Origin of the sequence: Bradyrhizobium sp. th-b2 (assembly GCF_000426785.1) — a bacterium.
GTDB classification, from domain to species: Bacteria; Pseudomonadota; Alphaproteobacteria; order Rhizobiales; family Xanthobacteraceae; genus Bradyrhizobium; species Bradyrhizobium septentrionale.
This window is the reverse complement of record NZ_KE384569.1, coordinates 164,784-186,008: the sequence shown is the minus strand read 5'-3', so window position 1 is coordinate 186,008 and position 21,225 is coordinate 164,784. Positions and strand designations below refer to the sequence as shown.

The following is a 21,225-nucleotide window of genomic DNA, read 5'->3' as shown; positions in this document are numbered from 1 at the left end:
ACGATCGCTTACTGTTTCGGCTTCTTGGCCGGATCGGCGGCCGGCTTGGTGACGCCCCAGGGATCGTATTTTTCCTTGGGTTCGGGGATGCGGTCGAGCGCGGCCTTGTAGGCCTTCTCGTCGACCTTTGGCTTCTGCTCGGTCTTCGCGTCGCCGCCCCCGCCCCCGCCCCCTCGCCGGCCCTGGGCCAGGGTTGGTGTCGCGACCAGCGCCAGAATGACGGCAGCAACCGTGAAGCTTTTCATGTCAGTCTCTCTCCCCCGCGGCCGCAGAAACATCCGGCAATACCGCCACCCCAAACATAACTTGTCTCTCGACATTTGTTGATCGACAAAGCGCCGCGTGGCGCGAATTCAGCGTCACCAGGGGGGCGCAATCTGGGCCGCGGCACATTAAATTAACTCCATGGGACAGAGACAGGTACATGTGGCGGCGCTGCTGGCCGGCGCCGCCCTGATGTTGAGTGGCTGCGGGCTGGCGGACAGCCACGCGGTGTGGCCTGAGATATTGAAGGTCAAGTCCACCGAGCCGGCGCCGCTCGAGGCGCCTCCGGATGTCAAACGGCTGGTCGCGAGCAAGCTGGATTCGGTGTTCACCGCCGGCTCGCAGCCGACCCATGTGCGGGTTTCCGCCCCGCTGCACGACCCCGGCGGCACCGGCTGGACGGCCTGCGTGCAGGCTGAACTGACATCGGTGATCGGCAAGCCGCTCGGGACGCGGACCTATCGCGTGTTCATCAATGGTGGCGCGATCTTCGATCGCCGGCAGGTGGAAGCCGACGACAACTGCCTGACCGAGAATTACGAACCGGTCGACGGCGCCGTTGCGGTGCAAGCGCAACAAAATACCAAGCCGTGAGCCGCCCGCGGCATGCTGAACGCGCCGTTAACATGACCGCTCAAATTGCCTGATGGCCTCAACGGCATTTTCCATTTCTTTCCGCTAGCGTTGCCCTGACGAACGCGGGCCGATCAGGCTCGCGCACCGGGGAAAACAGGGACGTGGCCGATATTGCTGACCAGGCAATGATCCGCCGTGCATCGCATGACGATGCCACGGAGAGGAATGTGCTGCCGCCACTGTCGGGCGCACCGGTCAGCGCATGGCGCGGCCTCGCCGAACGCGCGATCGAGGCCAATGGCTACTACCAGCCCGACTGGGAATTGGCGGTCGATGCCTCGGCGCGCGGCCGCACCGGCGCGTCGCTGCTCAGCGCCACCGGCGATGGCGGGCAATTGATCGGGCTGTTGCCGGTCGTTTCGATGCGGCGGATCTATCGCATTCCCCTGCCCGCGCTGGTCGGCGCCGAACCCTATGGCACGCTGTGCACGCCGCTGCTCGACCGCGACGCCGCCGAGCAGGCGGTCGGCAAGATATTGCAGCAGGCACGCGATGCGGGCGCGCATGCGCTGATCCTCCGCACCATGTCGCTGGAAGGCCCGGCCATGGCCGCCATCCGCGCGGTGCTCGCGCGTGACGGTTTGCAGCCGCGCCTGCTCAGCGCCTATCAGCGCGCGCAGCTCGATGCGACGCGCGATGCCGACCAATTGCTGCGCGACGCGCTCGGGCCTAAGAAGCTGAAGGAGCTGCGCCGCCAGCGTCAACGCCTGGCCGACCATGGCGCGGTGCGCTTCGACGTCGCACGCACGCCGCGAGAAGTTGCCACCGCGCTTGAGACCTTCCTTGTCCTCGAATCCGGTGGCTGGAAGGGCCGACGCGGCACGGCGCTCAGCCAGCATGCCGGCGATGAGGCCTTCATCCGCCGTGCGACGTCGGCAATGGCCGAAGCCGGCCGCTGCGAGATCCTCACGCTGTACGCGGGCGCGACGCCGGTCGCAGGCGGCATCGTGGTGCGCCACCAGGACCGCGCCTTCTTCTTCAAGATCGGCATCGACGAGCGCTTTGCGAAGCATTCGCCCGGCGCGCAATTGACGCTGGAGCTGACGCGGAACCTCTGCGCCGATCCCGCGATCAATTCGGCCGATTCCACTGCAGCTCCCGGCCACCCCATGATCGATCCGATCTGGCGCGGCCGCTTCGCAATCGGCGACGTGCTGCTCCCGCTGCGACGCCGCGATCCGCTGCTACCGGCCATTCACGGCGCGCTGAACATGCACAGGCGCGGCTACGAAGCCGTGCGTGACGCTGTCAGGTGGATCCACCAACGGCGCGCAACGTCCGGATAGCACGACGCCGCTTGCACCAGCCCGCGGATCGAAAGATTGCGCGCGACGGCCTCGGAGCGAGGTCCTCAGCGTTCCCTGAATGCCTCGGAGGCAACCTTGGTGAGCGGCGACAGCAGATAGCTGATGATGCGGCGGTCGTCGGTCTTGACTTCCGCGGTGAGGGTCATGCCCGGGGTGAGCGGTATGATCACGTTATCGATCTTCATCGCCGATTCCTCCAGCGCCACCGTGACGAGGAACACAAAATTCTGCGGCTGCCCGGGCGCGCTCGGCGTGTTCGCCATCGCATTCACGGTGCTGGTGGGGTTGGCCTGCTGGCGCCGCGCCGTCTGCTCGTCGATCGCGTCGTTGGCGACGTTGATGACCTTGCCATGCAGCGAGCCGAACCGGGTGAACGGGAACGTGTCGACCTTGACCACGACGTCCTGGCCGACCTTGATGAAGCCGATATCGGTGTTCGCCACATAGACCTCGGCCTGCAGCCGCCCGCCATCCGGCACGATGCTCAGAAGCTGCTGGCCGGTCGTGACGACCTGGCCGAGCGTCGTGACCGCAAGCGCCTGCACGGTTCCGGAGGTCGGGGCAAGCAGCTTGGTGCGGATCAGCTTGGTATTGGCCTTGGCATATTGCTGCACGGCGTCGTCGAGCTTTTTCTCGGCATCGGCGAGCTTCGTGCTGTTATCGGCGATGAAGGTCGCGAGATCTTTGTCCTTTTCGCCGCGCAGTTCGACGATTGCAGCCTCGGTCTCGAGCAGCTGACCCTTGTCGCTGGCAAGCGACGAGCGGGACTTGTCCAGCGACTCCAGCGCATCGAACAGATTGATCTTGGTGCCGACCTCGAGCTTGAGCGAGGCCTCGCGAACCGCCACGCGATCCTGCAGCGTTTTGATCAGCTCGGTCTGATAGGCGATGCTCATGTTGAGGCGTTCGCGGGTCGCGTGCTTCTGCGCGATCTGCTTCTCCAGCGTGCCGATGGTCTCGGCGAGCTGGGAAAGATCTGCCGCCAGCACACGATGTTCGCGGCTGCGGAACGCAGGCGGCACGTCATCCTGCCATTCGACGTCCGCCACCGGGAACAGCGGCTTGACCGGCCAGGCCTTCGCCTGATCGATCGCCACCTTGCGGCGGGCGACCTCCGCGCGAAGCGCACTCGCCGCCTCGCTTTGCCGCCTCGCCTCGGCCTCGGCCTCGGCGGCATCAAATGCCATCAATTCCTGTCCGGCCTCGACGCGCATTCCGTTGGTCACCGACAACGAAACCACCGTGCCCGGATCAAAGGGCTGAATGAACTTGGTCTGTCCGGAAGGAACAATCTTGCCGAGCGCCACCGCATGCACGTCCAGCCTGCCGAACACCGACCAGGCGAGCGCGGCCGCCACGAAGGCGCAGATCGTGAGCATCAGCGCCACCTTGACCGGCGACGCGGGGGTTTCCAGGATCTCCAGCGCGGACGGCAGGAACTCGCGGTCGGCGCCGCGAACGTCCGACTTGAATGGAAAAAGAACCTGGCGAGCCGGTGTGACTTCCTTGCCCATCACTTTGTCCAATCGTTCTGCATCGACCACAGACGGCCGTAGAGGCTGCCGCTGTTTGCGATCAGTTGGTCGTGATTGCCCTGCTCGACGATCTTGCCGTCGACCATGCCGATGATGCGGTTGCATGGCCGCACCGCGGCGAGCCGGTGCGCGATGATGATGACGGTGCGGCCCTTGGTGATGGCGCGCATGTTGTTCTGAATGATGCGCTCGCTTTCGTAGTCGAGCGCGCTGGTCGCCTCGTCGAGGATCAGGATCCGCGGGTTGGTCGCCAGCGCCCGGGCGATGGCGATGCGTTGACGCTGCCCGCCCGACAGGTTGCTGCCGCGCTCCTCGATCATCGTGTCGTAGCCTTGCGGCAGCGCTCCGATGAACTCGTCCGCGCCGCCCAGACGCGCGACGTGCATCACCTGCGCCCGCGTCATCGCCGGATTCGCCAACGCGATATTCTCGTGGATGGTGCGGTTGAACAGCAGGTTCTCCTGCAGCACGACACCGATCTGCCGGCGCAGCCAGCTTGGGTCGAGTTGCGCCACATCGACGCCATCGAGCAGCACCTGGCCGCGCTCCGGCAGGTAGAGCCGCTGAATCAGCTTGGTCAGCGTCGACTTGCCCGAGCCCGAAGGCCCGACGACCCCGATCACCTCACCGGCCTTCATCCGGAGCGAGATGTTGCGGAGCACCTCGGGACGGCCCGGCTGATAGCGGAACGACACGTCGCGCAACTCGATATCGCCTTTCGGCGGCGGCAGGGTCGGCAGGCTCGCCGGGATCGGCTCGACCGGCGTGTTGAGGATGTCGCCGAGCCGCTCGACCGACACCTGAACCTGCTGCAGATCCTGCCAGAGCTGCGACAGCCGCAGGATCGGCTGCAGCACCTGGCTCGAGATCATGTTGAAGGCGATCAGTTCGCCGACGGTCATCGTCCCCGCGATCACCGCCTGCGCCCCGAACAGCAGGATCATCGCCGTGGTGAGCCGACCGACATACTGGATCAGGTTCTGTCCGAGCGAGCCCAGCATCGACGCTTCGAAGGAGGTGCGGACATAGGCGGCCAGCCGGTCCTCCCACTCCGCCTGCATGATCGGCTCGACACTGGCTGCCTTGAGCGTCAGGGCGCCGACGATCGACTCGACCAGGAACTGCTGGCTGCGCGCGCCGCGATTGAATTTCTCCCGGATCTTCTCGCGCAGGAACGGACGGATCAGGCCCGCGATCAGCACGTAGAGCGGCAGCGTCGCCAGCACCACGAGCGTCAGGGGCACCGAATAGAGGAACAGAACGCCGACAAAGACGAAGGTGAAGAACAGGTCGAGAAGCGACGTCAGTCCCTGGCCGGTCAGGAAGTTCCGGATGGTCTCGAGCTCGCGCACGCGCGCGATCGTCTGGCCGGTTGCGCGGGTCTCGAAATAGGCGATCGGAAGCCGGAACAGATGATGGAACAGCCGCCGCCCGAGCTCGACATCGATGCGGTTGGTGGTGTGGCTCAGGGCATAGGTGCGCAGATATTGCAGCGTCGCCTCGAACAGGCCAAGCGACACCATCCCGACGACCAGCACGATCAGTGTCGACATCGCCTTGTGAACCAGCACCTTGTCGACCACGAGCTGGAAGAACAATGGCGTGATCAGGCCGAAGATCTGCACGAAGAACGATGCCAGCAGAACGTGCGAGAGCACGCGCCGGTAGCGCCAGATCGAGGGCAGGAACCAGTTGAAGCCGAATGTCTTCGGATTGACGCCGGCGCCGCCGGCCCGCCGCGTGATCAGGACGATGTTGCCGTCCCATTGCTGGGCCAACTGCTCGAGATCGACCTCGGCGCTGCTGCGGCGCACCGGATCGGCGAGACGGAACTGGCCGGCCTTGCCGCCCGGCGCGAGCACCAGGAAGCCGCCTTCCTTGAGCCCGATGATGGCAGGCAAGGGACAGTTGGTGAGGCGCTTCACCGTGGCGTTGGCGATCCAGCGCGCCTTCAACTCCAGGCGCTTTGCGGCCGCAACGAGGTCCGCGGACTCAGCGAGCCGTCCGGCTAGTCCCAACTCGTGGCCGAGTTGCCGGGGGTCGGCGGCGATGCGGAAATAGCCCGCCACCAAAGCCACGGAATACAGGCCGGTATCAACCTTCTCGACCGACGCCGGAGCGTCGTCGTTATCGGGGATTGCTGATTGCAACGTCATGACTATCCCTTGCTACAACCGCAATACCGCTCTCAACACCGAGGATGCGCTCGACGCCGTCCTTTGCCGGCTTGCCGCGTCTGGCCGGATCGAACTGCCGGACGAATTCCGCCCATTCCGGCAGGCAGCGCCGCTTCAGGTCGTACCGATCGACGATCGTGCGGCGCGCGGTCTCCCGCAGGCCCCGGAACTGCGACGGAGCGGCCAGCGCCTCGATCGTGAGTTCGGCCAGCCTTTCTGAATCGAAGAAATTGACCAGCAGACCGTTCTCACCGTCGACAATCACCTCTTCCACCGGCGCCGTCTTCGAGGCGATCACCAGCGCGCCGGCGCTCATCGCCTCCAGCATCGACCAGGACAGCACGAACGGATAGGTCAAATACAGGTGCGCGCTCGATATCTGCATTAGCGCAACGAACCTGTCGTACGGTATCGATCCGACAAAATGCACCCGATCGAGCGGCAGCGAATCCCGCACCTCTTCCAGGAAGATGTTCTTCCAGCTGCGGCCGTCCCTCGGCTTCGGTCCATACGAGGCGCCGTCGCCTCCCACGATCACGACCTGGGCGTTCTTCCGCTCTTCGAGGATCGCCGGCAGCGATCGCATGAAGATATGATAGCCCCGATAGGGCTCGAGATTGCGGTTGACGAAGGTGATGACTTCGTCCTGCGGGCCGAGCGACCGGCCGTTCGGCAGGACAAAGGTCGCCGCGGGATCGGGCGCCACCATGTCGGTGTCGATGCCCTCGTGCAGCACCTGGATCTTGGATTGCAGATGCGAGGGGTATCGCATCTTTTGCCAGTGCGTCGGAGCAACCGCGGCGTCGGCGTCCGTCATCGCGAGCAGGATCGGCGCATTGTTCAGGCGCGCGGCAAAGCGCTCGTTGAATGATAATGTCGAGTGAAACTCGGGATCGAAACCGATATTCGCCCCGTCGGCCGAATAGTAGAACTCGGCATGGACGGCGAGCCTTGCAGACGGCCAGACATCGCGCACCGCCAGCGTTTCGCCCCAGCCGACGTGGCCGAAAACGAGATCCGGAACGAACCCTTGCTCTCTTAACTTCAGCATCTCATCGGCGGCGTGCCGCGCCCGCACCACGTGCTGCGAGAAGGAAGCCGCCAGCGGCGAGGGTTTGCCGACATTCGCGTCGTTGAAACGGTAGCGCCGGACCGGCACGATTTCCGGCTTCGTGTTGCGGCTGTCGCAAAGCGCCAGGACCTGGTCGCCGGAGCGCTTCAGGAGCTGAGCAATGTGCCTGAACTGCGCTGGAAAATTCTGGTGGATGAAAAGAATGCGCATGACAATCGGGGTTCGGGTTGAGGTGCTTTCCTAGCGCTGTTTCTCGACAAGCAAGGTTTTCGGCCGTCGCGATTTGGCGGTTTCGAACAATGAATAGGTCCGGCTGACGTAGTTGGTCACGGCCGACACGCCCTGCATGTATTCTCGCAGCTGCGGCGTCATATCCGCCTCGACCATGCGGACCGGCCGGGTTGGATCCTGGAATTCGAAGCGGACGTAGAACCAAGGATCGCCGCGCTTCAGCACCAGTTCCTTGCTGATGTCATGCCATTCGAAGGCCCACATCATCGGGCGCGGCCAGATATGAATCGGCAGCCGGCCGCCGATCATCACGCCCGGCAACGGCGTCGTGTAGTAGTGATTGAAGGCCGGTAACTGCATCATGTAGACGAGTTCGTCGGCCAGGAAGACGTACGGGCTCCCAATTTGCAGAATTGGCCGCTTCGGATGACGCCATTCCTTGGGGGAGTTGAGCTTGACCAGTTCCGCGAGTGCCTTCGGCCGGATCGAGGACATGTCACCGGCCGTGCTGCTGAGCTTTGGCTCGTTGGTTTTCGGATCGATCGCGATCCGAAGCTGAATGTCGACCGGGCAGTTGACCTGGAAGATGCGCGCTTCGTGATCGATCACGGCGGGGCAATATGTCACGGCCTTGGCGTGCGCGGTGCGCTTCTCTTCCCGGCTGAGCCGGCTCGGGGCCTCCCACATGAAGGTGGCCTTGTTGGTGTCAAGCGTCCAACCAACCTCGACGGCCCTGTTGAGAGACACCTTTCGCTTCAAGAAATCAAACATTCCCCTAACCTCAATACCGGCCATCATAGTTGCTTCGGCCGGTTCATGCACTTCCAACTTCGTCGCGTCGAGATCCCGCAAAACCACGGGCTAACCAATTTGAAACGCTCCGCGCCCGACCGCGGTCAAAGCGGACGGGCGCTTTCGATCTGGGAAACTGGGGGTTTTCGAACCATCCAGTCCGGATTGGCGGCGGCGGAAAGGGGGCCCGGGAGAAAGCTCCCGGGCCCCTCTCGTTAACTGACAATCGAGAAATTCGCCGCCGTGACCGTGGCTGCGGAAGCGCCGTTCAGCCAGACCGCAGTGTCGCCATCGACCTGGACGACGAAGTAGGCGCCGTTCTGGTAGGAGTGCGACAGCACGTCAGCGAACGAACTGAAGCCGGTGCCATTCAGCTGCACGGTATCCGTGGCTGCGTTGAAGTCCTGAACCACCTCGACGCCCGGCACGTCGTTGGAGACGAACGTATTGTTGCCGCCGCCGCCGAAGTAGTAGTTCACGCCGGTGCCGCCATCGAAATAGTCGTTGCCGGCGCCGCCGAGCAGAACGTCAACCCCGGCACCGCCGTACATGGTGTCGTCGCCGTTGCCGCCGTAGAGATAGTCGTTGCCCTGGTCGCCGAACATGACGTCGTTGCCGTCGTCGCCATTCTCGACCGCCGAGCCCTGGGTGGCGATGATGACGTCGTTGCCCGTTCCGCCGTAGGCATTGCTGAGGTTGCCACTGCTCATGTAGAGCCAGTCGTCGCCGGCGTCGCCTTCGAGCAGATCGGTGCCGGCATCTCCGCTGATGGTGTCGTTGCCGTTGCCGCCATACGACGTATCGTTGCCGGTGCCGCCATACATCAAATCGTTGCCGTCACCGCCGAACAGGAGGTCATCGCCGCCGCCGCCTGCAAGGACATCGTTGCCGAGGCCGCCGTACAGACCCGGCGTCACGGAACCGAAAGCGCCAGTGATGGCGGCGCCGCTGTCGCTACCGTCGCCACCGTAGATCGTGTCGTTGCCGTTTGAGCCATCCAAGCGGTCGCGGCCAGCACCGCCATCGATGATGTGGAGCTGCGTGGTCAGACCGCTCGAATCTTCCTGGATATAGTCGTCGCCGCTGCCGCCGTACTCGAACTGGCTAGCGGTGCTATTGCCACCCTGGATGAAATCATTGCCGTCACCGCCGTAGAAATTGCCGAATGCCGTGCTGCTCCAAAGCGCATAGATATAGTCGTTGCCCTGGCCGCCCTCCCAGTAGTCGAAGCCGACAATGCTGCTTCCCATCGTGTCGTTGCCCTGGCCGCCATAGAGTGAATCGAAGTTATCTGAGGGCAAGACGCTGTTGTTGGTGCTGTCGCCGTAAAACACGGGCATGGAATATCTCCGTCAATATTGGCTCTTCGTCGAGCCGGCCAAAAACTTAGAGGCGGCCAAATATGGGGAACCGCCGGGGGACGAAATGGCCTCGAAAGGCCGGTCTTCAAACAAGGCGTTGACCTAGCATCCAACTGTTTTGGTATCGGCGATGGTTGCAAGGTTCAATGCAATCGAAAATCACCTGCTTTAATTTCCAAGGCCGGCCGTAGAGATAGGCGACCGGCGCTTGGCACCAGAAGCCGGAGTTGCGAGGCCGCCTGCCCCGGCTCAAAACACCAAATAGAGGCTCGGAAGAAGGGTCCCGGACCCCGCCTCGCCGACTAACAATAGGGGAATTCGCCGCCGGGCACTGTGGTCGCGCTCACATTTGCGCTGATCAACAAACTGCCGTGTCGCGGCCGACCATGAAAAATCTCCGTCAATATGCAGGCTCTTCGTCGAGCCGCTAAAAAAAGCGAGGGCGGCCACAAATCGAAGCCAACCCAAACGATGCCGGCCACGGGGGCCGAACCTCTCAAATACGCCGTTACGCTAACACGGCGTTCGCCGGGCGCGCTATCGCCCTCAGGTTGCAGGTTCAAGGTGACGGAAAAAAGAAATCAGGTTCCACTGCAACCGCCCCACCTGCTATCAATCTCCGGTATTGTTGATTTTGGATGCTCCGATGTCGTTTCCCCCAGCCGCGATTTTCTATCTCCCCGAAGCCTACTCGCTTGGCGACAAGCGCATCATGGGACGTCAGGCTGCCGGAGCGGGATTTCTCAAGGCGCTGGCGCGCGAGAAACCGGAACGGCTGTTCTGCTACACACCAAAGCGGGAATTTGTCGATCAGTTCGCGACCGATATAAGGCGTTCCGGATCGGATACCACCACCATCGAATGGCTGCCGCCGCCGGCGCATCGACGTCTTGGCGAACCAGGGCTGCTGTATCTACCCGACCCCGGCCTCGGCCCGTACGCCTGGCGGCGGGCGCGGCATTCGCCTCGCGCCTATAGCCTGTGCGGCATCACGCACACGACGATGACCCATGTTGCGATGGGGATGCTGTCGTCGATGCCGCTCAGTCCGCTCGAGCATTGGGATGCGGTTATTTGCACCTCTCTTGCAGTGCACAAGAGCGTCGACCAGTTGCTTAAGGCGCAGGCCGCATTCCTGAAGGCGAGGCTGGGCGCGCGCCGAATGCCGATACCGCAGCTTCCGGTGATCCCGCTCGGGGTCAATTGCGCCGACTTCACCTTTCGCGAAGGCGAACGGCAACGCGCCAGGCAGATGTTGGGAATCGACGACGATGAGATCGTCCTGCTTTACGTCGGACGCCTGTCTTTCCATGCCAAGGCCCACCACGTTCCCATGCTGCTGGCGGCGGAACAGGCCAGCAAGGGACATAAGGTCGTGCTGGTGCTGGCCGGCTGGTTCAGCCGCGACGCCACCGAGGAGCTCTATGTCCGCGAGTGCGCCCAATTTGGCCCGTCTCTGCGGCGCATCTTCGTCGACGGGCGCAAGGCCAAGGATCTGAAGGCCGCATGGGCGGCGGCCGACATCTTCACCTCGCTCGCCGACAATTTTCAGGAGACGTTCGGCCTCACGCCGGTCGAGGCGATGGCCTCGGGCCTGCCGGTCGTGGTGTCGGACTGGAACGGCTACAAGGAGACCATTCGTCACGGTACCGACGGCTTCCGGGTGCCAACCCTCACTTTGCCGCCAGGTTCGGCCGAGTTCCTCGTCGAGCGGGCAGACTTCGGCTTCGACAATTACGATACCTATACCGCCCTCACGAGCCAGATGATCGCAGTCGACATCCCCGCCGCCGCGACCGCCTATTCGACGCTGTTTGCCAATCCCGACCTGCGGCGGCAGATGGGAGCAGCCGGGCAGAAGCGAGCGCGCGATCACTATGACTGGTCGCAGATCATGAAGCTGTACGCACAGCTTTGGACCGAACTCGGAGCGCGCAGGCGAAGCAAGGTCGAAGGCACCGTGCCGGCAGGAGCAATCCGGCCGGACCGGCTCAATCCGTTCACGATGTTCAACTCCTATCCGACGCGAACGCTCGACGGCGCATGCGTATTCGCGCTGGGCGAAGGCGTGGACCGCAAGGAAGTGCAACGCAGGCTTTCCGCCGAAAGTATCGCGCGGGCCGCTCAGGTAGTTGCCAGGCCGCAGGTTGTGGACGAGATCGTCGGCACCTTTGAAAAGCATGGCCCGTCGTTGTCGATGTCGGACCTGATCCGACACATGCCCAACGTACCCGGTGAATCTGTGGAACGAACGGTGATGGTTCTGACCAAATGCGGTGTCCTCACCCTGCAGTCAAAACCGAAAGCGACGCCTTCCGCGAGCAAATCGTAATCCGGCGGCTGGCTCGAGCAATGGCGCATCGCGGTGGCCGCATTCGCGACCGCGAACGGTTTACCCTTTCCTAGCCATCCGGACACACCGGGAAACAATTGGCTCCCGCTGTCAGGTTGGTGTCAGCTGGCCCGACTAGCGTTGCAGCGCGCTGTTTCTCAGGCGGCGCGCGCCCTTGCTTGGAAGGCCTCATCCGATGGAAACATCGGGTGGGGCCTTCTGCCTGCGTGCCCGGCAGGACGACCGCGGATGATCGCGGCCCTCACTGCAACGGCGAGTGCGGCGCCGGCAGCATGATGGTCGAGTGCATCTCTTCCAGCAGCAGCGTGCCCTTGCTGAGGAATTCCAGCCAGGCCGGATCCTTCATCGCCCCGCCGCGCGCCGCAGCGCGGGCGTTGAGATCGGGATAGGCCCAGATATGGCAGACCTCGTTGGGCTGCCCGGAATCGGTGTGCCAGAGGCCGACGATCTTGGAATATTTCTCGCGCTCCGGCAGCACGCCGGTGATCAGATCGAGCCATTGCTTGACGCCGCCGAGCGGCTTGGCGCGATAGTTGCGGAATTCGTAGATGTTGCCTGTCGTCGCCGGCGTCACCGGCGGGATGATCGCATTCAGCAGCCGCACCTCCTGGCGCACCAGCAGCGGACGGATCGCCGGGATGTACTCGCCGGTCCAGCGCGGATTTTTCGCGAGCTCTCCGCGCAGCCGGCTCCGCTCGTTGAGATCGGCGTAGCTCCACATGTGCATGACCTGATTGAGCGGACCGATCTCGGTGATCCAGTAGCCCTCGAGCTTGCCGAAATTGTCGCCGCGGATATCGCGCGAGATCGTGCTCGCCGCCTTCACCATCTCGCCGACAGTCCCTGGACGTACCGTGTAGGTGCGCAGCTCATAGATCATGGTTGTCTCCCTGATTGTTCCCGATCGATCGTGCGGGCAAGATGAAATGGGCAAGACGAAAAAGCCCGGCGTGAGCCAGGCTTTCGAAAGGGATTGCGGACTACTCGGCCGCCTGTGCGTTGATCTCGGCCGAGACCTCGCGGATGGCGCGGGCGAGCTGCTCGGCCGGCTGGGCGCCGGAGACCGCGTATTTCTGCGCGAACACGAAGGTCGGCACGCCGGAAATGCCCTTCTCGGCGGCCTCCTGGGCCTGCGCAGAGACCAGGGCCGTGTCCTCGTCGGTGGCAAGGCGCTTGCGGACGTCGTCGGCGTCGAGCCCGACATCGGCTGCCGCCTGCACCAGCACGTTGATGTCGGTGAGATCGCCGCCGTCGCGGAAATAGAGCTCCATCAGCCGCTGCTTCATCTCGGCCGCCTTGCCCTCGGCCTCGGCCCAGTGGATCAGGCGGTGGCAGTCGATCGTGTTGGGCTGCCGCTTGACGAGCTCGGGATGGTAGGTCAGCCCCTCCTCATTGGCGGCGGCGACCACGCGGCCGGCGATGCCCTTGTAGGCCTCGACCGAGCCGAACTTGGCGGTGAGATATTCGTCGCGGCTGATGCCCTCGCGCGGCACCCAGTTGTTGAGGAAGAACGGCCGCCAGTGCACCTCGACCGGCACATCCGGCACCAGCTTGAGCGCATCCTCGATCCGATGTTTGCCGATATAGCACCAGGGGCAAACGACGTCGGAGACGATATCGAGGCGAAGCGGCTTCAGGTCGCTCATGGCGGGGTTCCCGGCGGAGATGGAACCGCAAAGGTAGGCCGAAAGTGCCCCGAGACAAGCCGCTATTTCATACTGGCTGCCATCTGCCGCATCCGCTCGGCGGTCAGCTCATCGGCCGGAAAGAAGGTCTCCAGCGCCAGTTCCTGCAGCGTGATATCGACGGGTGTGCCGAACACCATGGTGGTCGAGATGAAGCTCAGGATCTCGCCATTGAGGCGCAGCTTGAACGGGAGCGCGACATTGTTGTCGGGAGCGATCGGGGCCGAGCGCGCCGGGATCGGGTAGGACCTCAGGTCCTGATAGAGCTTCAGCAGCTCCGGATCGGCGGTGGCCTCGCACTGGCGGTGCAGCCGCTCGAGCAGATGCGCGGCCCATTCCGGCAGGTTGACGGTACGCGGCGCCAGCCCTTCCGGATGGAAGGCGAGCCGCAGGATGTTGAAGGGCTGGCCGAGCAGCCGCTGCGGCACGCCCTCGAGCAACGGCGCCACCATGCGGTTGGCCGAGACCAGATTGTAGTGCCGGTCATAGGCCAGCGCCGGATGCGGCTCATGCGCCTTCAAGACCAGGTTGATCGCCTCGCGCGCCGATCTCAGCGCGGGATCGTCCAGCGGGCGTTGCGGGAATGCGGGGGCGAAACCCGCGGCGACCAGCAGCACGTTGCGTTCGCGTAGGGGCACGTCGAGGCGCTCCGCCAGCTTGAGGACCATGTCGCGCGACGGCGCCGAGCGTCCGGTCTCGACGAAGCTCAGATGCCGCGCCGAGATCTCGGCATCGACGGCAAGGTCGAGCTGGCTGAGATGACGGCGCTGCCGCCACTCGCGCAGGTGCTCGCCGATCAGGACGGGTTTTGCGGGCTCGGCTCGCGCCAAGGATGCATGTGCGTTCATGGTGCAAAACCTACCATACGAAATTCGGTCGTTCCATTACGTCCGGGGTAATCGAATTGGCGCGCGGGCCGGCTCATCTTCCACGGCACAGGAGATGACCATGCTGATGCTGTCCCTTATCCGCGCCTTCGCCGTCCTGATCCCGTGGCTGATCCATCTGGCCACCTGGCTCGTCGCGCGCTCGCTCAACATGCCGCAGCCGCTCGTGCACGCGACCGGCCTGTTCATGTTCGCGCAGGTCTATGCGGTCGAGATGAGGGTCGGCAAGGCACTCTGCCCGTTCCGCCTGTGGCGCCAGCTGCAGTCCCTGTTCCGCTGACCAACCCGATCCCCAACCAGAGAAAGAACCTGCCATGATCCATTCGTCCCAGCTGTTGCGCCGCGCCCTGCTCGCCGACGCCATCTTCAGCGGCGTATCCGCCGTCGCGATGGTGCTCGATGCCGGCGCGCTGGCGTCGTTCTTCGGTCTGCCCGAAGCGCTGCTGCGCGAGACCGGGCTGTTCCTGGTCGCTTACACCGCGCTGGTCGGCTGGCTCGGCACGCGCACTTCAGTGCCGAAAGCGGTGGTGATGCTGGTGGTCATGGGCAACGCAGCCTGGACGCTCGCCAGCATCGCGCTGCTGCTCTCGGGCGCGGTGTCGCCGAACCTGCTCGGGACGATCATGATCCTCGCCCAGGCGATCGCCACCGGCGTGTTCGCCGAGCTGCAATACGTCGGGCTGCGCCGCAGTGGCGAGACTGTCGCGGCGTAAGCCGAATGGAAGACGTGACGAGCGGCCGTCGCGGCAAACGCGGCGGCCGCTCCCGGTCGTCAGCTCAGAGCTACTGCGGCAATCATGCCCGCAAAGGTCAGCGCCAGGCCAATGATCAGCATCGGCACGAGGCTGCTGCCTGAAAACGGATTGGGCTGATCCTGTTGAAACTCCGTCCTGTCGATTGCACGCGCGATCGCTTTCGCCCTGTTCCTCATTGCACTGCTCCTGCTTCGTTTCGCCTGTATCGCTCTCCCACCCCGAGCATGACGCCTTGCCCGCTGGCGACGCCCATCTCCAGGTTGGCGGCGATGCGCCGCGCGCGGTCGATGAAATGCTCCGCCGCCACGGACGGGCACAGCTCGGCTGCCGTTGCCTCAAACAGTTGGAGCCAGCGGTCGAAATGCGCGGCATCGACCGGCAGCGGCACATGCTTGACCATCGGCGTGCCGTGATAGCGCCCGGTCATCAGCGCGACCGAGGACCAGAACGCGCACATCTGCTCCAGATGCGGGTCCCAATCGCGGATCCTGGTGTCGAACACCGGCGCCAGCATCGGGTCGCGGCGCACCTTGGCGTAGAAGCCGTGCACGAGGCACTCGATCATCGCCTCAGTGATCCCGGTCCGCTCGACGATCTGGGCCGTGATCTGCTCGCGCCGTTCTGCCCCTGTCATGGCGGGCCTCCATAAATAGGTATTTCAAATACCCATTTAGCGGGCTATATCAGCCCTGCCAAGTTCTGTTTTCGAGGGCCTCCCATGCGCCTGACGTCGTTCACGGATTTTGCCCTGCGCGCGCTGATGCGGCTGGCCGGCGAGCCGGACCGGTCGTTCGCCACCAGCGAGATCGCGGCCGAATTCGGCATTTCCCGCAATCACCTCGCCAAGGTGGTGCGCGACCTCGCCGAGGCCGGCTTCATCACCACCCAGCGCGGCGTCGGGGGCGGGTTTGCGCTGGCGCGGCCGCCGCAGGCGATCACCCTCGGCGAGGTGGTGCGCGCGCTGGAGGGCGACAGCGCACTGGTCGAATGTTTCAGGGATGATGGCGGCGATTGCGTGCTGCTGCCGCGCTGCCGGCTGAAGGCGAGGCTTGCGGCGGCGCGCGAGGCCTTCATGCGCGAGCTCGATGGCAGCACGTTGGCGGATTGCACCTACTTTCCGCGACAGCCCGCGAGGGCGTCATGACAGGAATCGCATTCGCTGACGGCACGTTCGAGGTCGATGCCAACGTCGTCGCCGAGGGGCTTGGCATCGCCGTGCCGTTGCTGCAAGCCAAGATGCAATCCGGAAAGATCACGACGCTGTCGGAACGCGGGGTCGACGCCGATGCGGGCCGGCATCGGCTGACCTTCTTTTCGGAACACCGCCGCTTGCGCCTTGTCATCGACGAGCGCGGCACGATCGTCCAACGCTCAACACTCGATTTCGGCGACGCCCCGCTGCCGGCATCGGCGCGCAAGCCCGGCGGCTAAGAATTGTTGCACTCCTACGGACAAGCGGACATCGCGCGTGCCAAAAGAGACCACGCCATTTGGGCACACGGTCTCATTCCGGAGACCGGTGTCAGGCGGAGAGCGCCCGCGCGTCACCACGCTTCGAAGCGACGCCCTTCTTGCCGGCAGCCTTCATATAGGAATGGCCGTTCAGGTGCTTGCCATTCAGCTTGCCGTTCGCCTTGGCGCCGTTTGGCTTGACCTTTGGCGCGGCTTTTTTCTTGGCCTTCGCCCTCTCCGCCGCAAGCTTCTCGGCCTTGCGCTGGGCCTTGCGCTCGGTCTTTTCCTTCAGCCGCAGCCGCTCCGCCCTCGCCTCCGCGCGCTTCTTCTTGCGCTTCTTCTCGCAGGCGTCGCACTTGCAGCCGATCGGCTTCAGATAGGCTTTGAAATAGTCGGTTCCGTAATCGTAGTTGATCTCGTCGCCCGGCTCGATGTTCTTGATGGCGCGGATGAACACCTTGCGCTTGCGTGGGCGGACGTCGGATTCCGCGTTCGGCCGGCAGGCGTGGTTGATGTAGCGGGCGAGGTTCTCGCGGATCGAGCCGTCGATGGTCCAGCGGTTGGTGAGCTCGAACAGATATTTGTTCTCGATCGCGTCCTCATCCTTTTTCTTCGAGTCGAGCAACGGCCCGAAATAGCGGATGATCTTGTCGCCTTTCTTGATCGGCTTGGTGGCGAAAAGGCCGAGGCCGGTACGGGAACGGCCGACGCGATAAGGCTTGTTGGATGATATCGTGGGCATGACGATCGAGGTTACGGCACGCTGGGGCGCACGTGACAAAAGTTGCGAAGCCGCCCTTCTAGGACGATTCCGCGCGTCTGTCAGGTGTTTCCCGCGTGTCTGTTGAACCTTCCCCAGATTGCGTATGTCAGACACAAAGTAACGTGGATCGTAAGTCTCCCCTGATGAAATACCTTGCTTTTGCAACAGCCATTATGGCGCTTGCCAGCGCAAATCCTGGTCAGGCTGGCTCTGAGGCGATCAGCAGCAGCTACACCTCGACCGCGCCGAAGGCCTGCCGGATGATCGGCAAGCCCAGCGAGGAGGACGGCAGCACCACGAGGGTCTGCCCGGGGAAATCCGGCCTTGTGGTGCTGATCAGCGAGGGCGATCTGCGCGAAGTGGTCTCGGTCGGCCGAAATCGCGAGGCGGCAGCCAGGGAACCGGCGGCGCAGGCCTGGTTCGGCCCATTCAGCTCGAGCGGCGACACCGTCGAATGGCGTGCAGCCGGCAGCAAGCCTTTTGCCATCATCCAGCGCTGGCTGATTGCCGACAACAGCGAGCAGGACAAGCGAGGCGGTCCCGTCTCACGGGCGATGCTCGCCGTGACGCGGCTCCCGCCTGGCGAGATCTGTCACGTCGCCTATGTCGACGTCGCGGCCAATCCCAACGCCAACGAGCTGGCGCGCCAGGCCGCCGACGACTTCGCCCGCGATTTCAAATGCGGCGCGGATCAGGTGAAGACGATCGGCCAGAGCGGCCGCAGCACGTCGCTCACCAAGCGCTAGCACGCTACCGGGGCGACATCGGTTACGGCCGCGGCGGACGGCTTGAGGCCAACCGCAGCATCGCGATCAGCAACGTCTCCGGGGTCGTTCCTTCGGGCGACAGGTTCAGAATCTTGGAGAGCCGTCCGTCGAGCAGCAGCATGGTGAAGCCATGCACCAGCGACCAAGCGGAAGCGATCGCGGCAGCCTGCTCGAGCGAAAGCGAATCCCTGGAAATCTCCTCATGCCGGCTGGCACCGACGCCGCGGGCCAATCCTGCGAACGAGGCTTCGGACGATTCATGCAGCGATGGTCGCGAGTAATCCAGCCGTTCGCTGCGGAACATCAGCCCATACATTCCTGGATGCGCCTGCGCATAGGCGACGTAAGCCTTGGCGCTCGCCATTCCCTTCTCCGGCGGCGTCGCTGCGGACGCGTTCGCCGCCGCCATCGCTTCGCCGAACTGCCGGAAGCCGATCGCAGCGAGTTCACTGAGCAAACCGGTGAGATCGCCGAAATGATGCGTGGGCGCGGCATGCGACACGCCGGCCTCGCGCGCCACCGCGCGCAATGTCAGCCCCGGGAGCCCGTCACGCTCGAGCACGCGCTCGGCCGCCTTGAGCAGCGCCTCGTGCAGATCGCCGTGATGATACGGCGCGTCATTGGCCCGGCGCCGCGCCGGCCGGTCAGCGGTTGCACGCGCAACCCTGCGGGTGCGCGTCGGTGTCGGACGAGCGGCCTTGTTTTCCTTGGATAATCTTGTCATGCGGCTCTTATATGTCGCAATTTTTACACTGTAAAGATTTTGCTTGACGATCGGCCACATCACCCGTACTGATATCTTTACGATGTAAAGATCATGAAGGAAGGAGATGCGGATGCTCGATCAAGTGACATCAAATGCCGTGCGGACCAATCTGGCGCCGATCCCATTCGAGGCCGATGCGCCGTTCCTGAAGATCACCGGTGAACTGCCGCGCGAGCTGAACGGCACGCTGTATCGCAACGGCCCCAATCCGCAGTTCGACGCGCCGGGCGCGCACTGGTTCGTCGGCGACGGCATGCTGCACGCCTTCCATCTCGAGAACGGCCGCGCCAGCTACCGCAACCGTTGGGTCCGCACCCCGAAATGGCAGGCGGAGCACGACGCTGGCCGCGCCCTGTACGGCGGCTTCGGCCGCAAGCTGCCGGATGCGCCGGCGTCCGCACCGACCGATGGCGGCGTCGCCAACACCAACATCATCTTCCATGGCGGCCGCCTGCTCGCGCTCGAGGAAGGCCATCTGCCGACCGAGATCGAGCCGGACACGCTGAAGCGCACCGGCTATTGCGACTACAAGGGCGCGATCTCCGGCCCCTTCACCGCGCATCCCAAGATCGATCCGGTCACCGGTGAGCTGGTGTTCTTCGGCTACAACGCCGCTGGCCCCCTGACGCCCGCGCTGTCGTTCGGCTCGGTCAGTTCAGCCGGCGTGGTGACGCGGTTCGAGCGCTTCGAGGCGCCCTATGCCAGCATGGTGCACGACTTCATCGTCACCGAGAACCATGTGCTGTTTCCGATCCTCCCCATCACCGGCAGCATGCAGCGCGCGATGCGCGGACAGGCGCCCTACGCCTGGGAGCCGGAGAAAGGCGCCTATGTCGGCGTGATGAAGCGCAGCGGCGCATCCAAGGACATCATCTGGTTCCGCGCCGAGAGCTGCTACGTCTTCCACGTCATGAACGCCTGGGAGGACGGCAACCGCATCATTGCCGACGTGATGCAGTTCGAGGAGGCGCCGCTGTTCAACCATCCCGACGGCTCGCCGACCGACCCGAAAAAGAACCGCGCGCGTTATTGCCGCTGGACCTTCGATCTCTCGGGCAATACCGACCGCTTCACGCAGACCTATCTCGACGACCTCACCGGCGAATTCCCCCGCGTCGACGATCGCCGCGCGGGACTTATCAGCAATCACGGCTGGTACGCCTGCGCCAATCCCGACCTGCCGATGTTCGGTGCGCTGTCGGGCGTCGTACATGTCGACGGCCATGGCAAGCGGCTCGGCCACTATCTCCTGCCCGCCGGCGACACGATCTCCGAGCCTGTCTTTGTCGAGCGCCACTCTGGCGCCGCCGAGGGCGACGGCTGGCTGCTCGCCGCGGTCTGGCGTGCCCGCGAAAATCGCAGCGACCTCGCCGTGTTCAACGCGCAAAATGTCGAGGCGGGCCCGACGGCGCTGGTCCATCTTGGTCACCGGGTGCCGGACGGATTCCACGGCAATTGGGTGGGTGCGGAGTAAGCCGCGCGTCCGAGAGCCTCCATTCCTCCACGCGTCATGCCCGGGCTTGTCCCGGGCATCCACGTCTTTTTCAGCTCCTTAATGAAAGACGTGGATGGCCGGGACATAGGCGAGCGGAAGCGACGCCGTCCTTCGGACAGCTATGCCCGGCCACGACGGCAGAAAGCGTGCGCCAAGCGGCACCACCAGCACATCAAATTGAAAATACTCAAGTTTTCTCTACGATCTCACGATTTTGACACTGTAAAGATTTCGCTTGACGCCTCCCTCGCCCACCTCTAGGGTATCTTTACGATGTAAAGATTAGCCGGATGAGGCCGACCATGACGATCTTCCTGATCCTCGCTCCCTACGGCGCCTTCGCCACGCTGATGCTGGTGGCCTCGGCCAATTTGAGCCTGCTCTGTGCCGCGCTGATCTGCCTTGTCGTCATCGCCTCCGATATCGCGCGCGGCCGCAGCATCAAGATCCTCGGCGTCGGCTCGGTGATCGTGTTCACCGCGGTCGGCTGCTACCTCACCTTCATCGACGCGACGCCGAGCAGCATCGCCGTGAAGATTGCCGTCGATGCCGGCATGCTGCTGGTGACGCTGTTCTCGATCCTGATCGGCCATCCCTTCACGCGGCAATACGCGCTCGAACAGGTCGCGGCCGAGATCGCGAAGCTGCCCGGCTTCACCCAAGCCAACTACCTGATCACCGGTGCCTGGGCTGCCGCGACGCTGCTGATGCTGATCGGCAACATCGCGGTGCTCTACGTGCCGGCCCTGCCGCTGTGGACGGGTCTGCTGATCGCCTTCGCCGCACGCAACGCCGCGGTGTGCTTCACCCGCTGGTATCCGCAATATCGCGCGGCCAAGTACGGCGCACCGCCGGCTCGCGCGCTGCCGTCGCACTGAACGCTGCTATAACAACACCAGAACAATCACCCGCCCGAGGAAACGGAAA

The 21,225-nt window shown here is 63.9% G+C and carries 23 protein-coding genes; 10 read left to right on the top strand and 13 right to left on the bottom strand.

The features are described 5' to 3' along the window. Window positions 1-8 precede the first annotated feature (8 nt). Entirely contained in the window at window positions 9-245 is a 237-nt protein-coding gene (locus tag K359_RS0149235; RefSeq protein ID WP_029085452.1) for a hypothetical protein, read from the bottom strand. Window positions 246-426: 181 nt separating this feature from the next. On the opposite strand from K359_RS0149235, the gene K359_RS0149230 reads away from it, so the two are divergent. Next, a complete protein-coding gene (locus K359_RS0149230; RefSeq protein ID WP_245284978.1) occupies window positions 427-858 on the top strand; it encodes a hypothetical protein in 432 nt (143 codons plus the stop codon). A gap of 143 nt (window positions 859-1,001) precedes the next feature. Beyond that, window positions 1,002-2,186: a GNAT family N-acetyltransferase gene (locus tag K359_RS0149225; RefSeq protein ID WP_029085450.1), complete on the top strand. Its 1,185-nt coding sequence runs from the start codon at window positions 1,002-1,004 to the stop codon at window positions 2,184-2,186. A 65-nt stretch (window positions 2,187-2,251) separates the two neighbouring features. Here the strand turns inward: K359_RS0149225 and K359_RS0149220 are convergent, their stop codons facing one another. From K359_RS0149220 to K359_RS66085, 5 genes are all read right to left on the bottom strand, one after another. Next, window positions 2,252-3,721, bottom strand: a complete 1,470-nt coding sequence (locus K359_RS0149220) for an HlyD family type I secretion periplasmic adaptor subunit (RefSeq protein ID WP_029085449.1) — start codon at window positions 3,719-3,721, stop codon at window positions 2,252-2,254. Further along, window positions 3,721-5,898: a type I secretion system permease/ATPase gene (locus K359_RS0149215; protein WP_051346872.1), complete on the bottom strand. Its 2,178-nt coding sequence runs from the start codon at window positions 5,896-5,898 to the stop codon at window positions 3,721-3,723. Before K359_RS0149215 ends, K359_RS0149220 begins: the two co-directional genes overlap by 1 nt. Then, a complete protein-coding gene (locus K359_RS56835) occupies window positions 5,870-7,201 on the bottom strand; it encodes a glycosyltransferase (protein WP_063619012.1) in 1,332 nt (443 codons plus the stop codon). Before K359_RS56835 ends, K359_RS0149215 begins: the two co-directional genes overlap by 29 nt. 30 nt (window positions 7,202-7,231) lie before the next feature. Then, complete coding sequence (locus K359_RS0149205) at window positions 7,232-8,074, bottom strand: hypothetical protein (protein ID WP_245284977.1); 843 nt, start codon at window positions 8,072-8,074, stop codon at window positions 7,232-7,234. 155 nt (window positions 8,075-8,229) lie between these two features. Further along, window positions 8,230-9,354 (bottom strand): calcium-binding protein, encoded by a 1,125-nt coding sequence (locus tag K359_RS66085; protein ID WP_051346871.1) that lies wholly within the window; start codon window positions 9,352-9,354, stop codon window positions 8,230-8,232. Window positions 9,355-10,399: 1,045 nt separating this feature from the next. On the opposite strand from K359_RS66085, the gene K359_RS56825 reads away from it, so the two are divergent. Further along, window positions 10,400-11,707 (top strand): glycosyltransferase family 4 protein, encoded by a 1,308-nt coding sequence (locus tag K359_RS56825; protein WP_198031306.1) that lies wholly within the window; start codon window positions 10,400-10,402, stop codon window positions 11,705-11,707. A gap of 262 nt (window positions 11,708-11,969) precedes the next feature. Here the strand turns inward: K359_RS56825 and K359_RS0149190 are convergent, their stop codons facing one another. The 3 genes from K359_RS0149190 to K359_RS0149180 form a co-directional block, all read right to left on the bottom strand. Then, window positions 11,970-12,608: an NIPSNAP family protein gene (locus tag K359_RS0149190; RefSeq protein WP_029085446.1), complete on the bottom strand. Its 639-nt coding sequence runs from the start codon at window positions 12,606-12,608 to the stop codon at window positions 11,970-11,972. Between the two features lie 100 nt (window positions 12,609-12,708). After that, window positions 12,709-13,374: a DsbA family oxidoreductase gene (locus tag K359_RS0149185; protein ID WP_029085445.1), complete on the bottom strand. Its 666-nt coding sequence runs from the start codon at window positions 13,372-13,374 to the stop codon at window positions 12,709-12,711. A 62-nt stretch (window positions 13,375-13,436) separates the two neighbouring features. Continuing rightward, window positions 13,437-14,261, bottom strand: a complete 825-nt coding sequence (locus K359_RS0149180) for a helix-turn-helix domain-containing protein (protein ID WP_029085444.1) — start codon at window positions 14,259-14,261, stop codon at window positions 13,437-13,439. Between the two features lie 94 nt (window positions 14,262-14,355). Here K359_RS0149180 and K359_RS0149175 point away from each other — a divergent pair, with 94 nt between their 5' ends. Together K359_RS0149175 and K359_RS0149170 are read left to right on the top strand one after the other, a co-directional pair. Continuing rightward, the gene (locus tag K359_RS0149175; protein WP_029085443.1) at window positions 14,356-14,580 is read left to right on the top strand and encodes a hypothetical protein; all 225 of its coding nucleotides are present in this window, start codon (window positions 14,356-14,358) and stop codon (window positions 14,578-14,580) included. Window positions 14,581-14,614: 34 nt separating this feature from the next. Further along, window positions 14,615-15,013 (top strand): hypothetical protein, encoded by a 399-nt coding sequence (locus K359_RS0149170; protein ID WP_029085442.1) that lies wholly within the window; start codon window positions 14,615-14,617, stop codon window positions 15,011-15,013. Window positions 15,014-15,072: 59 nt separating this feature from the next. Here K359_RS0149170 and K359_RS63980 read toward each other — a convergent pair whose 3' ends face one another. Then, the gene (locus K359_RS63980; RefSeq protein ID WP_165124514.1) at window positions 15,073-15,231 is read right to left on the bottom strand and encodes a hypothetical protein; all 159 of its coding nucleotides are present in this window, start codon (window positions 15,229-15,231) and stop codon (window positions 15,073-15,075) included. Continuing rightward, window positions 15,228-15,689, bottom strand: coding sequence for a group III truncated hemoglobin (locus K359_RS0149160; protein WP_029085441.1), 462 nt, complete (start codon window positions 15,687-15,689; stop codon window positions 15,228-15,230). Before K359_RS0149160 ends, K359_RS63980 begins: the two co-directional genes overlap by 4 nt. A gap of 84 nt (window positions 15,690-15,773) precedes the next feature. Here K359_RS0149160 and K359_RS0149155 point away from each other — a divergent pair, with 84 nt between their 5' ends. Together K359_RS0149155 and K359_RS0149150 are read left to right on the top strand one after the other, a co-directional pair. Beyond that, window positions 15,774-16,199: an Rrf2 family transcriptional regulator gene (locus K359_RS0149155; RefSeq protein ID WP_029085440.1), complete on the top strand. Its 426-nt coding sequence runs from the start codon at window positions 15,774-15,776 to the stop codon at window positions 16,197-16,199. Then, window positions 16,196-16,486, top strand: a complete 291-nt coding sequence (locus tag K359_RS0149150; RefSeq protein WP_029085439.1) for a DUF6522 family protein — start codon at window positions 16,196-16,198, stop codon at window positions 16,484-16,486. The genes K359_RS0149155 and K359_RS0149150 overlap by 4 nt, the downstream gene beginning before the upstream one ends. A 91-nt stretch (window positions 16,487-16,577) precedes the next feature. Here the strand turns inward: K359_RS0149150 and K359_RS56820 are convergent, their stop codons facing one another. Continuing rightward, the gene (locus tag K359_RS56820; protein ID WP_035978651.1) at window positions 16,578-17,249 is read right to left on the bottom strand and encodes an SET domain-containing protein; all 672 of its coding nucleotides are present in this window, start codon (window positions 17,247-17,249) and stop codon (window positions 16,578-16,580) included. Between the two features lie 164 nt (window positions 17,250-17,413). On the opposite strand from K359_RS56820, the gene K359_RS0149140 reads away from it, so the two are divergent. Then, entirely contained in the window at window positions 17,414-18,016 is a 603-nt protein-coding gene (locus K359_RS0149140; RefSeq protein ID WP_029085438.1) for a hypothetical protein, read from the top strand. Window positions 18,017-18,038: 22 nt separating this feature from the next. Here K359_RS0149140 and K359_RS0149135 read toward each other — a convergent pair whose 3' ends face one another. Then, window positions 18,039-18,761, bottom strand: a complete 723-nt coding sequence (locus tag K359_RS0149135; RefSeq protein ID WP_029085437.1) for a TetR/AcrR family transcriptional regulator — start codon at window positions 18,759-18,761, stop codon at window positions 18,039-18,041. Between the two features lie 112 nt (window positions 18,762-18,873). Between K359_RS0149135 and K359_RS0149130 the strand changes: the two genes are divergently transcribed. Then, the gene (locus tag K359_RS0149130) at window positions 18,874-20,277 is read left to right on the top strand and encodes a carotenoid oxygenase family protein (RefSeq protein ID WP_029085436.1); all 1,404 of its coding nucleotides are present in this window, start codon (window positions 18,874-18,876) and stop codon (window positions 20,275-20,277) included. Between the two features lie 323 nt (window positions 20,278-20,600). Beyond that, the gene (locus tag K359_RS0149120) at window positions 20,601-21,176 is read left to right on the top strand and encodes a hypothetical protein (RefSeq protein ID WP_029085434.1); all 576 of its coding nucleotides are present in this window, start codon (window positions 20,601-20,603) and stop codon (window positions 21,174-21,176) included. The last annotated feature ends 49 nt before the right edge of the window (window positions 21,177-21,225 follow it).

Excerpts from the sequence above, each read along its gene's own strand:
- K359_RS0149160 (WP_029085441.1), bottom strand. The coding sequence starts at position 15,689 with ATGACAGGGGCAGAACGGCGCGAGCAGATCACGGCCCAGATCGTCGAG.
- K359_RS0149150 (WP_029085439.1), top strand. The coding sequence starts at position 16,196 with ATGACAGGAATCGCATTCGCTGACGGCACGTTCGAGGTCGATGCCAAC.
- K359_RS66085 (WP_051346871.1), bottom strand. The coding sequence starts at position 9,354 with ATGCCCGTGTTTTACGGCGACAGCACCAACAACAGCGTCTTGCCCTCA.
- K359_RS0149140 (WP_029085438.1), top strand. The coding sequence starts at position 17,414 with ATGAAATACCTTGCTTTTGCAACAGCCATTATGGCGCTTGCCAGCGCA.
- K359_RS0149220 (WP_029085449.1), bottom strand. The coding sequence starts at position 3,721 with ATGGGCAAGGAAGTCACACCGGCTCGCCAGGTTCTTTTTCCATTCAAG.
- K359_RS56820 (WP_035978651.1), bottom strand. The coding sequence starts at position 17,249 with ATGCCCACGATATCATCCAACAAGCCTTATCGCGTCGGCCGTTCCCGT.
- K359_RS0149135 (WP_029085437.1), bottom strand. The coding sequence starts at position 18,761 with ATGACAAGATTATCCAAGGAAAACAAGGCCGCTCGTCCGACACCGACG.
- K359_RS0149215 (WP_051346872.1), bottom strand. The coding sequence starts at position 5,898 with ATGACGTTGCAATCAGCAATCCCCGATAACGACGACGCTCCGGCGTCG.
- K359_RS0149155 (WP_029085440.1), top strand. The coding sequence starts at position 15,774 with ATGCGCCTGACGTCGTTCACGGATTTTGCCCTGCGCGCGCTGATGCGG.
- K359_RS56835 (WP_063619012.1), bottom strand. The coding sequence starts at position 7,201 with ATGCGCATTCTTTTCATCCACCAGAATTTTCCAGCGCAGTTCAGGCAC.
- K359_RS0149180 (WP_029085444.1), bottom strand. The coding sequence starts at position 14,261 with ATGAACGCACATGCATCCTTGGCGCGAGCCGAGCCCGCAAAACCCGTC.
- K359_RS0149130 (WP_029085436.1), top strand. The coding sequence starts at position 18,874 with ATGCTCGATCAAGTGACATCAAATGCCGTGCGGACCAATCTGGCGCCG.
- K359_RS0149185 (WP_029085445.1), bottom strand. The coding sequence starts at position 13,374 with ATGAGCGACCTGAAGCCGCTTCGCCTCGATATCGTCTCCGACGTCGTT.
- K359_RS0149175 (WP_029085443.1), top strand. The coding sequence starts at position 14,356 with ATGACCATGCTGATGCTGTCCCTTATCCGCGCCTTCGCCGTCCTGATC.
- K359_RS0149120 (WP_029085434.1), top strand. The coding sequence starts at position 20,601 with ATGACGATCTTCCTGATCCTCGCTCCCTACGGCGCCTTCGCCACGCTG.
- K359_RS56825 (WP_198031306.1), top strand. The coding sequence starts at position 10,400 with ATGCTGTCGTCGATGCCGCTCAGTCCGCTCGAGCATTGGGATGCGGTT.
- K359_RS0149190 (WP_029085446.1), bottom strand. The coding sequence starts at position 12,608 with ATGATCTATGAGCTGCGCACCTACACGGTACGTCCAGGGACTGTCGGC.
- K359_RS0149235 (WP_029085452.1), bottom strand. The coding sequence starts at position 245 with ATGAAAAGCTTCACGGTTGCTGCCGTCATTCTGGCGCTGGTCGCGACA.
- K359_RS63980 (WP_165124514.1), bottom strand. The coding sequence starts at position 15,231 with ATGAGGAACAGGGCGAAAGCGATCGCGCGTGCAATCGACAGGACGGAG.
- K359_RS0149170 (WP_029085442.1), top strand. The coding sequence starts at position 14,615 with ATGATCCATTCGTCCCAGCTGTTGCGCCGCGCCCTGCTCGCCGACGCC.